We start from the raw sequence: 14,727 nt of genomic DNA on the forward strand, positions 1-14,727 counted from the left end.
CGCTCACCGGGCGGGCTGGCGGGCGATGACGAACCCCGTGGGCAGGCGGCCGAGCAAGACGTACGGCAGCCGGTGTTGCTGCAGCACCGCCATGGCGCGCGCGTCGACCAGGGCGACGCCGTGGGCGGAGGCACGCCAGCGTGCCTCGAAGGCTTCGAGCGTCGGCAGGTAGCCGCCGGGGCGGGAGTCGATGAAGGGCGTGAGATCGTCGCGGTCCTGCGCCACGATGGTCACCGGGCGCTCCAGGTAGAACGGCAGGCCGCGGACGAAGCCGCCGACCATGTAGACCGGCGTGTCCACGGTGAGCGCCGGCGCCATCAGCCGCGCCACCGGCTCGCCCGAGCGCGGTCCGACCCAGGCCTGCGACGCCAGCAGGGTGATCGTCCAGCCGACGATGCCGGCCAGGGCCAGCGCGTGCATCGCCGCATCGTGGTGGCGGTGCCGGGTCAGCCGGCCGGTCGCATAGCCCGCCGCGAGCGCCATGATCGCCAGGCCCGCGGCCAGTCCGCCGAGCGCGGACGGCATGCCCGCGTGCGCCGGGTCGTGGCGCTGCGCGAGCGCCACGGCCAGCGCGGCGGCCGCGGCGATGGCGGCCGCCCAGGCGGTCACGCGCATGCGCCGCGCCAGCGCCTCATGCGGCAGTCGGGCGGCGATACGGCCGAGCAGCAGGGCGGCTGCGGGGAACAGCGGTAGGATGTAGAACGGCAACTGCGAGTGCGAGATCGAGAAGAACACGAACACCACGCCGACCCAGGCCAGCAGCAGCCGGTCCACCGGTGCGCCGCTCCACATCGCCCGCCAGCCGCTGCGGCTGAACGGCACCAGCGCGGTCCACGGGAACAGCCCCAGCAACACCACCGGCAGGAAGAAGCCGGGCGGCTTGCCGCGGTTGTCGGCCGAGGTGAGGAAGCGCGTGAAGTGTTCGCGGATGAAGAAGTAATCGAAGAACTCCGAGTGCCGCCGAGTCACCTCGATGAACCACGGGGCCGACACCGCCAGCAGCAGGACCAGGCCCGGCAGCAGCGAGACGCGCCCGAGCACACGCCAGTCCCGCTGCCACAGCATGTACACCGCCAGCACCATGCCCGGCAGCACCACGCCGATGAGTCCCTTCGAAAGCACCGCCAGTGCCAGCGCCGCCCACATGCCGAGGTTGAGCGCCGTGCGGCGTGACGCCGACGCCGGATCGAACTGCGCCACCACGAAACAGGCCATGCCCAGTGCCAGGAAGGCGGCGACGCCGAGGTCCAGCGTACCCACGTGCGCGCTCGTCGCGAACAAGAGGCTGCTGCCGAGGATCGTCGCGGCGTAGAAGCCGGCCGCGCGCCCCCACACCCGCCACCCGGCCCAGGCCACCGCGGCGATCGCCAGCAGGCCGGCCAGCGCGCCCCACAACCGTGCCACCCAGGGCTCGGTGCCGAGCAGTGCGTACGCGGCCGCCGTTCCCCAGTAGTGCAGGGGGGGCTTGTCGAAGAACAGGAAGCCGTCGAGGCGCGGCGTGATCCAGTCGCCGCTGGCGAGCATCTCCCGCGCGACCTCGGCGTAACGGCCCTCGTCCGGCTCGCCCAGGCCGCTGCGCATGAGTCCAGCGATCCATGCTGCGCCCCACAACAGGGTGACGAGCAGCGAAAGCAGGCCGGCACGTTCGGCGTGGGCCGGCACCGCGCGTTGCGGGGAAATGCCGGGGCGGGCACTCAGCATGTCGGATGGGCCACGGTGGGTGGGGGCGTCCTGCCGGAGAGCCTCCCACTGTGTCCGTCTACTCTTTCAGGACGTTTTCAGCCGGCCTGCATTTTCGAGGTCAGGCAAGTCGGGACCTCATGCCGTTGCATCGCGCTGCCCGCGCACGGCCGGCTTGAGCCGCACGTAGAGCTGCTTGCGGACACGTGCCACCACCTCGCCGTTCGAGGCGGTGATCTCGGTCTCGAACCAGCGCAACACCTTGTCGCCGCCGGCCGCCGCCGAGCGCAGCTCGTCGACCACGGCGTCGGGCATCCGGAATGCCGCGTGGACGTCGGCGCGGCCGGGCGCCACGAAGTCGATCGCGCCGGCCTTGTCCCATACCAGGTAGTCGCGTCCCAGCCGGTGCATCGCCAGCAGCATCCAGAACGGATCGCTCATCGCGAACAGGTTGCCGCCGAACTGCGTACGCACATAGTTGCGGTTCCATGGCCGCAGCCGCAGGAGCACATGCGCTTCGCTCCAGTCCTGCGCGATCGACTGCACGCGGATGCTGTTGACCAGGAACGGGGGCCACAGGTTGATGAGGCGACGGAAGGTGTTCGGGCGCATGCACCGGGGCGGGGGAGTGGAGGGGATCGGCAGCTTACAGCAACCATACGTAAAGGTATGGTCTGGGTGGGCGACTGTCTTGGCGAAATGCCCCGGCGTGGAGATACTCCGCGCACTCGGCGTGCAAGGCGCCCACAGGGGAAAATCATGGAAAGGATCGGCAGGTGGATGCTGGGCGTGTTGCTGGTGATGGCCGCGGGCTCGGCGGGGGCGGAGGCAGTGTCGTTCGCGGATCTGGCGCGTCATGCCGAATACTCGGACCTGCGGATCTCGCCCGATGGGCAGCATGTCGCGGCGAAGGCCGTGGTCGACGGCAAGCCGGTGCTGGCGATCGTCGACCTGGTCACCCACAAGGGCGTCGTCGTCAAGCCGCGCGACGGGAACGAGGTCTACCAGCTGTGGTGGGCCAACAACCAGCGGATCATCTACAACGAGACCACCGACCTGGCCGGGTGGGACGCGCCCTTTGCGACCGGAGAGCTGTTCGGGGTGAACGCCGACGGTACGGGCGCCAAGCTGCTGTTCGGCTATCGCGCCGGCGGATCGTCCATCGCCACCCATATCCAGAAACCGCAGTCCGAGCTGGCCAGCGCAGAGATGGTCGATACGCTTCCTGGCGACGACCGGCATGTGCTGGTCGGGGTCTGGTCCTGGTACAGCTACAAGGACGGCGCGTTCACCCAGCTCAACGTGATGAACGTGATGGACGGCACGATGCGGCCGGCAGGCACTGCGCCGGTGCGTGATGCTTCATTTGTGGTCGACCACCATGGCGTGGCGCGGTTCGCCATCGGCGACGACGCGCACGCGCATCGGCAGGTGTACTACCGCACCGGCGAAAGCCAGCCCTGGAAGCTGCTGTTCGATGCACCGCTGGGCTCGTTTGCGCCGACGCCGCTCGTCTTCAGTGGCGACGATCGTCTGGTCTACATGCACTGCGGCGCGCCGGGCAAGGTCGACGCGCTGTGCCCCTGGAAGGTGGACGGCGAGGCCATGCAGCCGGCGGTGTGGAGCAGCGACACGGTGGAGCTCTACCACCTGATCAGGAGCCTGGACCACAAGGACCTCGTCGGCGTGGCCTCGATGCCGGGCTTGCCGATGGTGCAGGCCATTGCGCCGCATGCCGACAGCATCGCATTGATCGGCTCGATGTCGAAGGCCCTGCCAGGTGAGAGCGTCTCCATCGAATCGACCACGCGGGACGGCAGCAAGGCGATCCTGCTGGCCAGTTCGGACATGGACCCGGGCACCTACTACCTGTGGGACCGCAAGAGCGGCAAGACCACCCCGCTGCTGAAAAGCCGCTCATGGATCAACCCGAACCGCATGGCGGAAATGCAGCCGGTGTCGTTCAAGGCCCGCGACGGACTGACCGTCCACGGCTACCTCAGCACGCCCCCGGGGCAGGAACAGGCGCACCACCTGCCGATGGTGGTTTTCGTGCATGGCGGTCCGTTCGGCATCCGCGACTGGTGGGGGTTCGATCCCTACGTGCAGATGCTTGCGACGCATGGATATGCCGTGCTGCAGGTGAACTACCGTGGTTCGGGAGGCTACGGCGGGGCGTTTCAGGTGGCCGGCTACCGGCAGTGGGGTGGGGCGATGCAGGACGACGTCACCGATGCCACGAAATGGGCGATTGCCCAGGGCATTGCCGATGCGGGCCGGATCTGCATCTTCGGCGGCAGTTACGGTGGCTACGCTGCGCTGGAAGGTGTGGCGAAGGAGCCGGGGCTCTACCGTTGCGCGATCGGATACGTTGGCGTCTACGACCTGGCGAAGCTGGAACGCTGGAGCGACGCGACCGATTCATCCGCCGGAGAAAGCTTCTTCCGCGGAGTGCTGGGCAGCGATCCGGCGAAGCTGGCGGCCATCTCGCCCGACACCCAGGCGGCAAAGATCAAGGCGCAGGTGATGTTGGTGGTGGGCGGGCAGGACACCCGCGTGCCGCCGGATCAGGGGCGGGCCATGCGCGTGGCATTGCAGAAGGCCGGCAACGAGCCGGAGTGGCTGTACGAATCCGGTGAGGGGCATGGCTTCTACGGCGAGGACCACCGCGCCAGCCTGTTCCAGAAGGTGGTCGGATTCCTCGATCGCAATATCGGAAGTGCTGCCGCCGGGGCCGCCAAGCCGCATTGATCTGCGGGCCCTTGCATCGGCCCACGCGTGGGCCGGTGCGATCCGGCGTGCAGCGATCAGAACAGCAGCGAAGCCATGCGGCGCCGGTAGCGGCCCACCAGTTCGGCGTCGTCGAGGGTGGCGAAGGCGGCAATCAGGCGCTTCTTCGCGGCGCCGTCGTTCCAGTCGCGGGCCTTCTCCAGGATGACGAGGAACTGCTCGAGCCCGGCCGCCGGTTCGTCCTCGATCAGCAGGCGTACGCCGAGCAGGTCGCGCGCTTCCCAGTCGGCCGGATCGGCGGCCATCCGTTGGCGCAGGGCCTCCATCGTCGGCGCGCCGGCGAGGGCGCCAGCCAGATCGAGCTGATGGCGCAGGCGCACGGCGCGTGCGTCGGTGGCGAGGTTGGCGGGCAGGGCATCGAGCTCGGCCTGCGCGGCGTCCACGTTGCCCAGCCGCATCAGTGCCACCGCCAGGTCGAGCTTCAGCTGCGGCTGGTCGGGGGCCGCGGCGATCGCCTGCTGCAGGCGGTTGACCGCCTCGGTCGGCGACTCGGTCGGCGCCGCAACGGCCTCGTCGCCCCCAGCGACGGGTTCGCCGTCGAGCGGCTGCACGTGGCGGGCAAGGAACTCGCGCAGCTGACCTTCCGGCAGGGCACCGGCGAAGCCGTCGAGGATCTGCCCGTCCTTGACCAGCATCACCGTGGGGATGGAGCGGATGCCGAACATCGCCGCCAGCTGCTGGTTGGCATCCACGTCGACCTTGCCGAGTCGGAAGGCGCCGTTGAACTCGCCGGCCAGCTTCTCGAGCATCGGGCCCAGCGTGCGGCACGGGCCGCACCAGGTTGCCCAGAAATCCACCAGCACCGGGGTGTCGAGCGAGGCCTGCAGGACGTCGCTTTCGAAGTTGCTCTCGGTGACTTCGAAGACGTGTGGATGGGCGGTGTCGGTCACGGTATCGCTCCGGTGGTCAATGGCGCCCCAGATCTGGGCCCGACGGCAGCATATCAAGAGCATGGAGACCGGCCGGTGCGGTCGAGGCCGGTTCAGCGCCATGCGCCGAGATTTGCGAGAATCCCGCGATGACCAGCCTGGGAAACAGCACCATACGCATGGGCGCGAACACGCCATCCACCACGGCAGGGCTGCTGATCTGCGAGCACTGCGACACGGTGTACCGTCGGCGCCCGCTGTCGCGGGGCGAGGTGGCCTGCTGCGAGCGCTGCCACAACATCCTCGAGCGGCATGCCCGGCTGGGGCCGGACCAGCTGCTCGCGCTCACCTTCACCGCCATGGTGGTCTTCGTGCAGGCCAATATCTGGCCCATCGTGACCCTCGAGCTCAACGGCCGGCCGAGCAGCGCCACGCTGTGGGGCACCATCGTCACGATGTGGCAGCAGCATGCCGAAGTGGTCGCGGTGCTCGCCGCGCTCACGTTGTTCTTTTTCCCGATGGCGAAGATGCTGCTGTTCGGCTGGGTGTTCTGGTTCGCCCGGCGCGGTGAGCGCGGGCCGGGTTTCCGCAGCGCGATGATCGTGCTGCATTACCTCGGGCCGTGGACGATGAGCGAGGTGTTCGTGCTCGGCGCGATGGTCGCCATCGTCAAGGCGCGGGTGTATTTCCACGTAGTGCCGGATCCGGGCATCTTCGCCTACGGCGCGCTGATGCTGCTGATCACGGTATTTGGCACGGTGGACCTGCGTCAGCTGTGGGACGTGACGCGGGAGCGGTCGCGGTGAGCGCGCTGCCGCGGGCTGACGAGCTGGGCCTGATCGGCTGCCACGTGTGCGGCCTGGTATGCCGCGACGGCCATGTGCACGACCAGGCCTGCCCGCGCTGCGGCGCGCGCCTGCACCGGCGCAAGTCGGCCAGCGCCAGCCGCACCTGGGCGTGGCTGATTACCGCGTTCATCTTCTATCTTCCGGCCAACCTGCTGCCGATCATGCGCACGGTGAGCCTGGGCGACGTGGACGACAACACCATCCTCAGCGGCGTGGTCGAGCTGTGGGTCAAGGGCTCGCCGGATCTGGCGGTCATCGTCTTCACGGCGAGCATCGTGGTACCCATGCTGAAATTCCTGGTGCTGGGGACGCTGCTGGTATCCGTCCAGCGCCGCAGCATGTGGGCACAGCGCCAGCGCACGATGCTTTACCGGCTGGTCGAGTTCATCGGCTACTGGTCGATGCTCGACGTGTTCGTGGTGGCGCTGCTGACCGCGCTGGTGCGTTTCAACGTGTTGAGCCAGGTGGAGCCGCTGCCGGGAGTGGTGTACTTCGGCCTGACCGTGGTGGCGACGATGTTCGCCTCGATGAGTTTCGATCCGCGCCTGATCTGGGATAGCAGGGACAACGATGACTGAAGAAACCAATCCCGCGGGCGACGAGCTGCCGCAGCCGGTAGTGCACCGGCGCCGGCTGGGTGCCTCGCTGATCTGGCTGGTGCCGATCCTCGCCGCCGTGGTGGGACTGTCGCTGGTGGTGCACAGCTGGATGCAGGCCGGGCCGTCGATCACCATCAGTTTCCAGTCCGCCGAGGGCCTGGACGCCGGCAAGACCACGGTGAAGTACAAGAACGTGGTGATCGGCAAGGTCACCCACATCCGGCTCAGCCCGGATCGAAGCCAGGTGCTGGTCAAGGTGGCGCTGGACAAGAGTGCCGAGGGCTTTGCCCGCGCCGACACCCGCTTCTGGGTGGTGCGTCCGCGGATCGGGCTGGGCGGTGTATCGGGGGTCGACACGCTGCTGTCCGGCGCCTTCATCGGCGCCGATGTCGGTACATCGGACGAGACGCGTTACGACTTCAAGGGGCTGGAGAACCCGCCGGCGGTCACTTATGGGGCGCCGGGCAAGAGCTTCGTCCTGCACGCCGAGGACCTCGGCTCGCTGGACATCGGCTCGCCGCTGTACTTCCGTCGGGTGCAGGTGGGCCGCGTGGCGTCCTACGAGCTGGACAAGGACGGCAAGGGCGTCACTTTCACCATCTTCATAGACGGTCCCTACGACCAGTTCGTCACCCGTTCGTCGCGCTTCTGGAACGCCAGCGGCCTGGATGTCTCGCTGGGGGCGAACGGCCTGAAGGTGAACACGCAGTCGCTGGCCACCGTGCTGGCCGGTGGCGTGGCGTTCCAGGATCCGGCCGGTCCGCACGATGCCACCCCGGCGCAGGAGGGAGCGTCCTACCGGCTGTTCGACGACAAGGCCACCGCGATGGCGCCGCCGGATGGTCCGCCGCAGTACATCCGCATGCGCTTCGACCAGTCACTGCGCGGGTTGGCGGTGGACGCGCCGGTGGAATTCCTCGGCATCAACATCGGCCGGGTGGTGTCGATCACCATGGACTACGACGCCAAGCGCGAGAGTTTCCCGGTGACCGTGGGCGCCGTGGTCTATCCGCAGCGGCTCGGTCGCGCCTACGACAAGCTGGTGGCCCAGGCGCAGGAGCAGAACGGCAGTCCCGACCTGGCGCCGATCATGGGCAAGCTGGTCGCCCATGGCCTGCGCGCGCAGGCGCGCACCGGCAACCTGCTGACCGGCCAGCTCTACATCGCGATGGATTTCCTGCCGAAGGCGCCGAAGGTCGCCTTCGACCCGACGGTCCGCCCGTTGCAGATCCCTACCGCTCCGGGCAGCTTCGACAAGCTGCAGGAGCAGCTCGCGGAGATCGTGGACAAGGTGCAGAAGATCCCGTTCGACAGCATCGGCAAGCACCTGGACCAGACCCTGGCCGATCTCGACGGCACGCTCAAGCAGGTCAATGGCCAGGTGCTGCCCGAGTTCAAGGGCACGCTCAAGGATGCCCGCCGGACGCTGGGTACCACCGACAATGCGCTCTCGCCGGATTCGCCGCTGCAGCAGAACCTGCAGGGCACGCTGCAGGAGCTGCAGCGCATGGCGCGCTCGCTGCGGGTGTTCAGCGACTACCTCGGGACCCACCCGGAAGCCTTGATCCGCGGGCGCAAGAGCGACCCGGCCCCCTCGAAGCCGCCGACCGAAGCCCAACCATCCAAGCAAGGGAGCAAGCCATGACGCGCCTGCGCAACCTGTCCGGCCGCCTCGTGGCGCTCGGCGCCGTGCTGGCGCTCGGTGCCTGCGCCTCCGCGCCGACGCATTACTACACGCTGGTGCCGCCAGCGTCCGCCGCGCCGGAGCAGGGCGGCTCGGGCCCGGCGTTCGAGCTGTTGCCGGTGAGCATCCCCGCCCAGGACGACCAGCCGCAGCTGGTGGTGCGCCAGGGTGGACAGGGCGTGGCGCTGCTGCAGGGCGAGCGCTGGATTGCGCCGCTGGCGGACGAGATCCGCGGCGCGCTGTCGGCCGGAATCGCCAGGGCGCTGGGGCATCCGGACGTGTCCGGGCTGGCCCGCCAGGGGCAGCCCGTGGTCCGCATCAAGGTCGACGTGCGCCGTTTCGATTCGCAGCCAGGCGGCTACGCCCTGCTGGAAGCCGGTTGGAGCCTGCGCCTGCTCGACGGGGACGGCGCCCCGCGCAGCCTGGCCTGCGCCAGCCGCTTCAACCAGCCGGTAGGCGCGGGTTACGACGCGCTGGTGCAGGGGCACCAGCAGGCGCTGGGCCGGCTGGCCGACCAGATCGCCCGGGCGGCGCGTGACCTGGAGGCCGGGGACGCCCGCTGCCCGGGCGGCTGAGTGCAGCCGCACCGTTTCCGGCTTGGCGAGCCCTCGGTGCTTGGGCTAGGCTGGCCGGCTATCGCGACGGCGGCGCGGATCGGCCGCAGGCCTCGTCACACCACGTACCCACGGCACCGGACACATGCAGAACAACGACGAACAGGGTTCCCCTTCCGCTGGCACCGAGGCGGGCGAAAATGCCTACCGGCCGCAGGCGGTGGAAGCGGCGGCGCAGCAGTACTGGGCCGCCGAGCGCGCCTACGAGGTGACCGAGGATGCCAGCCGTCCGAAGTTCTACTGCCTCTCGATGCTGCCGTACCCGTCCGGCGCCCTGCACATGGGCCACGTGCGCAACTACACCATCGGCGACGTGATCAGCCGCTTCCAGCGCATGCAGGGCAGGAACGTGCTGCAGCCGATGGGCTGGGACGCGTTCGGCCTGCCCGCCGAGAACGCCGCGATCAAGAACAGGACCGCGCCGGCCAAGTGGACCTACGCCAACATCGAGCACATGCGCGGCCAGCTCAAGTCGCTGGGCTACGCGATCGACTGGTCGCGCGAGTTCGCCACCTGCCGCCCGGACTACTACGTGCACGAGCAGCGGATGTTCGTGCGGCTGATGAAGAAGGGCATCGCCTACCGCAAGAACAGCGTGGTGAACTGGGACCCGGTCGACCAGACCGTGCTGGCCAACGAGCAGGTGATCGACGGCCGCGGCTGGCGCACCGGCGCGCTGGTGGAAAAGCGCGAGATCCCGCAGTGGTTCCTGAAGATCACCGACTACGCGCAGGAGCTGCTCGACGGCCTGGACACGCTGCCGGGCTGGCCGGATGCGGTCAAGACCATGCAGCGCAACTGGATCGGCCGCAGCGAAGGGCTGGAGATCCACTTCGCGGTAGAGGGAGAGGCCGAGCCGCTGACCGTATTCACCACGCGCCCCGACACGCTGATGGGCGTCACCTTCGTCTCGATCGCCGGCGAGCATCCGTTGGCGGTTAAGGCGGCGGAGAGCAACCCCGAACTGGCCGCGTTCCTGAGCGAGCTGCGCCAGGGCGGCGTCTCCGAGGCCGAGCTGGAAACCCAGGAAAAGCGCGGCATGGCTACCGGCCTGTTCGCGATCCATCCGGTCACCGGCGACAAGGTGCCGGTGTGGGTGGCCAACTTCGTGCTGATGGGCTACGGCACCGGCGCGGTGATGGCGGTACCGGGCCACGACGAGCGCGACTTCGAATTCGCCAACAAGTACGGCCTGCCGATCCGGCAGGTGATCGCGGTCGACGGCGAGAGCTACGACGCGAGCCACTGGCAGGAGTGGTACGGCGACAAGACCCGCGCCGACATGCGCGTGGTGAACTCCGGCGTGCTGGACGGCAAGAACTACCGCGAGGCTTTCGACACCATTGCCGAGGTGCTGGGCAAGGACGGCAAGGGCGAGCGCCGCGTGAACTACCGCCTGCGCGACTGGGGCGTGAGCCGCCAGCGCTACTGGGGCTGCCCAATCCCGGTGATCCGCTGCGCAAAGTGCGGCGACGTGCCGGTGCCGGAAGACCAGCTGCCGGTGCTGCTGCCGGAGGACGTGGCGTTCTCGGGCGTGCAGTCGCCGATCAAGGCCGATCCGGAATGGCGCAAGACCAGCTGCCCCGAGTGTGGTGGTGCGGCCGAGCGCGAGACCGACACCTTCGACACGTTCATGGAGTCGAGCTGGTACTACGCGCGCTACACCTCGCCGGGTGCGGCCGAGCAGGTGGACGCACGCGCCAACTACTGGCTGCCGGTGGACCAGTACATCGGCGGCATCGAGCACGCCATCCTGCACCTGCTGTACTTCCGCTTCTATCACAAGCTGATGCGCGACGCGGGCCTGGTGCAGTCGGACGAGCCGGCCACCAACCTGCTGTGCCAGGGCATGGTGATCGCCGAGACCTTCTACCGCGAGAACGCCGACGGCTCGAAGGACTGGATCAACCCGGCCGACGTGGAGATCCAGCGCGACGACAAGGCGCGCGTGGTCGGCGCGCTGCTGAAGGCCGACGGCCAGCCGGTGGCGATCGGCGGCATCGAGAAGATGTCCAAGTCGAAGAACAACGGCGTGGACCCGCAGTCGATGGTCGGCAAGTTCGGCGCCGACACGGTGCGCCTGTTCTCGATGTTCGCCGCGCCGCCGGAGCAGTCGCTGGAGTGGAGCGAGGCCGGCGTGGAGGGCATGGCGCGCTTCCTGCGCCGGTTCTGGCGCGAGGTCACCACGCATGCGTCGCAGCCGGATCATCCGGTAGTCGATCCGGCCGCGCTCGACGCCGGCCAGAAGGCGCTGCGTCGCCAGCTGCACGAGACGATCCAGAAAGTCGGCGACGATTTTGGCCGCCGCCACGCGTTCAACACCGCGATCGCCGCGCTGATGGAGCTGCTCAATGCAGTCGGCAAGTTCGGCGACATGAGCGACCAGGGCCGTGCCGTGCGCCACGAGGTGCTGGAGGCGATGGTGCTGCTGCTCAACCCGGTCACGCCGCACCTGAGCCACGCGCTGTGGCAGGTGCTCGGCCATCCGGAAACCGTGCTGGAGACGCTGCCGTGGCCGGCGGTGGACGAGTCCGCCCTGGTGCGCGACTCGCTCACCCTGGCGGTGCAGGTCAACGGCAAGCTGCGCGCCACCATCGAGGTGCCGGCCAGTGCCGGCAAGGACGAGGCCGAGGCGATGGCGTGCGCGCATCCGCAGGTCCTCGCGTATCTTGAGGGCCTGACCGTGCGCAAGGTGATCGTGGTGCCCGGCAAGATCGTCAACATCGTCGCGGGATGAATCGCATGAGCCGTCTGCTGAAACTGTCGTTGCTGCTGGGGCTGGCCGCGCTGCTCGCCGGCTGCGGCTTCCATCTGCGCCAGAGCGTGGCCCTGCCGCCCTCGATGCAGCACATCCACCTCGCCGTGAACAACGGCGGTGATCTGCAGCGCAACCTGGCTCGCGCGCTGCGCAACTCCGGCATCACCATCGAGGATGGTTCCGGCCCGGGCATCGCCGAACTGGTGGTGCCGGTGGCGGCGTTCCGCACCCAGACGCTCAGCATCAGCGGCGGCGCGCGTATCACCGAGTATTCAGTGCAGTACACGGTGAAGTTCAGCGTGGCCGACGCCACGGGCAACGTCCTGCTGCCCGAGCAGACCGTGCAGATGTCGCGCGAATACAGCTACGACGCCACCAACACGATCGGCAACGATGCACAGGTGGAGGAGATCCAGCGCAGCCTGGTCGACGACATGGTGCAGTCGATCCTGTTCCGCCTGCAGGCGGCAGCCCGCCATGTGGACGCTGCCGCCGCCGACGGCAGCAGCAAGCCCTGAACGATGCCGCTGGCTACGGCTCAGTGGCACAAGGCGTTGGCGGCCGACCGGCTGCAGGGTGTCTACCTGCTGGCCGGCGAGGAACTGCTGGTGCTGGAGGCGGCCGATGCGCTGCGGGCACGCGCACGCGAGCTCGGCTACACCGAGCGCGAGGTGCTCGAGGCCGGCCAGCATTTCGACTGGGATGACCTGGCCCGTTCCGCCGCCGGCCTGTCGCTGTTCGCCACGCGGCGCCTGCTCGACCTGCGCCTGCCGACAGGCCGCCCCGGCGTCGAGGGCGCCAAGGCGATCGGCGCGTTCTGCGAGGATCTGCCCCCCGATGTCACCCTGCTGATCACCGCCACCGAGTGGAGCAGCAAGCACGAAGGTGCTTGGACCAAGAAGGTCGATGCCGCCGGCGCCATGGTGGTGTTCAACGCGCCGCGCCCGCACGAATGGGCCGGCTGGATTGGCGCGCGGCTCGCTTCGCGCGGGCTCGCCGCGACACCGGACGCCGCGGCCCTGCTCGCGCAGCGCGTGGAGGGCAACCTGCTCGCCGCCGCGCAGGAGATCGACAAGCTGGTGGTGCTGCACGACGGCAAGAGCCGCATTGATGCGGCCGAGATGGAGCAACTGGTTGCCGACAGCGCCCGCTACGACGCCTTCAAGCTCACCGATGCCGCGCTGGCCGGCGACGGCGGTCGTGCGCTGCGCGTCCTGGCGGGGCTGCGTGCCGAGGGTGAAGACCTGATCCCGCTGATGGGCTGGGTGGTCAACCAGCTGCAGCTGGCGCTACGGCTGGCCAATGCCCGCGACTTCGGCGCCCAGGCCAAGGCCGAGCGGCTGTGGCAGTCGCGCGAGCAGCTGTTCCGCCAGGCGCTGCGCCGCGCGCCGCGCGAGCACTGGCTGAAGTGCCTGGCGCGGGCCGCGCGCATCGACCGCATCGCCAAGGGCCGCGAGCATGGCGATGCCTGGCGCGAGGCCGAGCGGCTGATCGCCGCAATGGCCGAGCCGCGTTCCGCCGCCGCGCTGGCATGAAACCGCTGGCGATCCTCGGCGGTACCTTCGATCCGGTGCATATCGGCCACCTCAATGCGGCCTGGGAAGCGGCCGCACTGCTGGATGCCGAGGTACGCCTGGTACCGGCTCGCGTGCCGCCACATCGCGCGTCCCCGGTAGCCGGCGCCGACGAGCGCGTTGCGTTGCTGCGGGTGGCCTTGCGGGGGCAATCGCGCCTGGTGCTGGATACCCGTGAACTGGATCGCGAAGGGCCTTCCTATACCGTCGATACGCTGGCCGTCGTGCGCGCCGAGCAAGGCTCCCGGCCGCTTGTCCTGCTGCTGGGCGAGGACGCCTTTGCCGGGCTGACCAGTTGGCATCGCTGGGAACAGCTGTTCGAGCTGGCGCACCTGGGTGTGCTCACCCGGCCGGGCGACGAGCCTGCCTGGCCCGATGCGCTGGCCAACATCGTTACGCATCGCCGGGTCGCCGACCCGGCGATGCTGTCAGGTCGTCCGGCCGGGTGCGTGGTCGCACTGCCGGTTACGCCACTTGAGGTGTCCGCCACGCGCGTACGTGAGCTGCTCGCGGCAGGACGGGAGCCACGTTACCTGCTGCCCAGCGGTGTCTTTGACGATCCCTCCCTGCTGGCCCCGTACCGGCGTCCGGGTCACCGTTGAGCGACCCGGACCGGGCAAGCGGGAAGTTCATGGTCAGTTGGCGTCGGCGGTTACCCGCGTGGCGGATACCGTGCCTTTCACGCTACCCAGCAGCGTGTTGCCGTCGGTGCCGTACTGGTCGATGCTGAAGCTGCCGGAGAACGCATTGCCGCTGGCAGCCTGCTTGATGTCCTCGCGGATGTTGGTCGGCCCGACAAAGGACGTGCCGGTAGCATCCCAGCTCAGTGCCCAGTGGTTCAGGTGATAGCTGCGCGGTCCGGTCTGGGCCCATGCGCCCATGCAGAAGCTTTGGGTCATCGGGGGGCGTCCGGAGTTCATGATCTCGGTGCCGTCGGCGTGCCAGATCTCGAAACCCTGGTCGATGACGGCTCCGTCGGGGATTCCCGAATTGCCCCGGGACGTGAAGGTAAATCGGTACAGACCGGTGATCGGCACCAGGCTCTGCAGCAGGTTGGTGCTGGTGCGGGAACCCTGCGGCCCGGCCGCCGGGTGTCCTGCCTGACTGGGCGGCGTCGCCCAGCGGGAACTGTTCCAGGGGTGCATGTCGCCAAGTGCGCAAGCGCGCGCGCCCTGGCTGGCGGTAACGGCGACGAGGCCGAGCGCGATCAGCGCGGCGGCGGTTTTCAGGCGAGTGCTCATGGTGTTCCTCCCGTAGTGGCGTCGGGCGTGGCGCGTGTGGTCCGCCCGGCATGTAGACTCTGTGCCCGGG

At 68.9% G+C, this 14,727-nt stretch carries 13 protein-coding genes; 9 read left to right on the top strand and 4 right to left on the bottom strand.

Going from position 1 to position 14,727, the window contains the following annotated elements; translation table 11 throughout:
* Positions 1-3: 3 nt before the first annotated feature.
* Together NC595_RS10350 and NC595_RS10355 are read right to left on the bottom strand one after the other, a co-directional pair.
* Positions 4-1,701 (bottom strand): glycosyltransferase family 39 protein, encoded by a 1,698-nt coding sequence (locus NC595_RS10350; RefSeq protein WP_253566233.1) that lies wholly within the window; start codon positions 1,699-1,701, stop codon positions 4-6.
* A gap of 117 nt (positions 1,702-1,818) precedes the next feature.
* Entirely contained in the window at positions 1,819-2,292 is a 474-nt protein-coding gene (locus NC595_RS10355; RefSeq protein WP_253566234.1) for a DUF4442 domain-containing protein, read from the bottom strand.
* Positions 2,293-2,439: 147 nt separating this feature from the next.
* On the opposite strand from NC595_RS10355, the gene NC595_RS10360 reads away from it, so the two are divergent.
* Positions 2,440-4,431, top strand: coding sequence for an alpha/beta hydrolase family protein (locus NC595_RS10360; protein ID WP_253566235.1), 1,992 nt, complete (start codon positions 2,440-2,442; stop codon positions 4,429-4,431).
* Between the two features lie 56 nt (positions 4,432-4,487).
* Here the strand turns inward: NC595_RS10360 and trxA are convergent, their stop codons facing one another.
* Positions 4,488-5,360, bottom strand: coding sequence for a thioredoxin (gene trxA, locus NC595_RS10365; protein WP_253566236.1), 873 nt, complete (start codon positions 5,358-5,360; stop codon positions 4,488-4,490).
* A gap of 158 nt (positions 5,361-5,518) precedes the next feature.
* Here trxA and NC595_RS10370 point away from each other — a divergent pair, with 158 nt between their 5' ends.
* The 8 genes from NC595_RS10370 to nadD all read left to right on the top strand — a co-directional run bounded on the left by NC595_RS10370 (position 5,519) and on the right by nadD (position 14,018).
* Positions 5,519-6,145, top strand: a complete 627-nt coding sequence (locus NC595_RS10370) for a paraquat-inducible protein A (protein ID WP_253566814.1) — start codon at positions 5,519-5,521, stop codon at positions 6,143-6,145.
* Complete coding sequence (locus NC595_RS10375) at positions 6,142-6,765, top strand: paraquat-inducible protein A (protein WP_253566237.1); 624 nt, start codon at positions 6,142-6,144, stop codon at positions 6,763-6,765. Before NC595_RS10370 ends, NC595_RS10375 begins: the two co-directional genes overlap by 4 nt.
* Entirely contained in the window at positions 6,758-8,431 is a 1,674-nt protein-coding gene (locus NC595_RS10380) for a PqiB family protein (RefSeq protein WP_253566238.1), read from the top strand. Before NC595_RS10375 ends, NC595_RS10380 begins: the two co-directional genes overlap by 8 nt.
* Positions 8,428-9,045, top strand: coding sequence for a PqiC family protein (locus NC595_RS10385; protein WP_253566239.1), 618 nt, complete (start codon positions 8,428-8,430; stop codon positions 9,043-9,045). Before NC595_RS10380 ends, NC595_RS10385 begins: the two co-directional genes overlap by 4 nt.
* 124 nt (positions 9,046-9,169) lie before the next feature.
* Positions 9,170-11,821, top strand: coding sequence for a leucine--tRNA ligase (leuS, locus tag NC595_RS10390; RefSeq protein ID WP_253566240.1), 2,652 nt, complete (start codon positions 9,170-9,172; stop codon positions 11,819-11,821).
* A gap of 5 nt (positions 11,822-11,826) precedes the next feature.
* The gene (locus NC595_RS10395; protein WP_253566241.1) at positions 11,827-12,360 is read left to right on the top strand and encodes an LPS-assembly lipoprotein LptE; all 534 of its coding nucleotides are present in this window, start codon (positions 11,827-11,829) and stop codon (positions 12,358-12,360) included.
* Positions 12,361-12,363: 3 nt separating this feature from the next.
* Positions 12,364-13,377 (top strand): DNA polymerase III subunit delta, encoded by a 1,014-nt coding sequence (gene holA / locus NC595_RS10400; RefSeq protein WP_253566242.1) that lies wholly within the window; start codon positions 12,364-12,366, stop codon positions 13,375-13,377.
* On the top strand, positions 13,374-14,018 hold the full coding sequence (gene nadD, locus NC595_RS10405; protein WP_253566243.1) for a nicotinate-nucleotide adenylyltransferase: 645 nt from the start codon (positions 13,374-13,376) through the stop codon (positions 14,016-14,018). Before holA ends, nadD begins: the two co-directional genes overlap by 4 nt.
* A gap of 33 nt (positions 14,019-14,051) precedes the next feature.
* On the opposite strand, the gene NC595_RS10410 is transcribed toward nadD, so the two are convergent.
* A complete protein-coding gene (locus NC595_RS10410; protein ID WP_253566244.1) occupies positions 14,052-14,657 on the bottom strand; it encodes a hypothetical protein in 606 nt (201 codons plus the stop codon).
* Positions 14,658-14,727 lie beyond the last annotated feature (70 nt).

Source organism: Dyella lutea (assembly GCF_024158035.1).
Classification (GTDB): domain Bacteria; phylum Pseudomonadota; class Gammaproteobacteria; order Xanthomonadales; family Rhodanobacteraceae; genus Dyella_A; species Dyella_A lutea.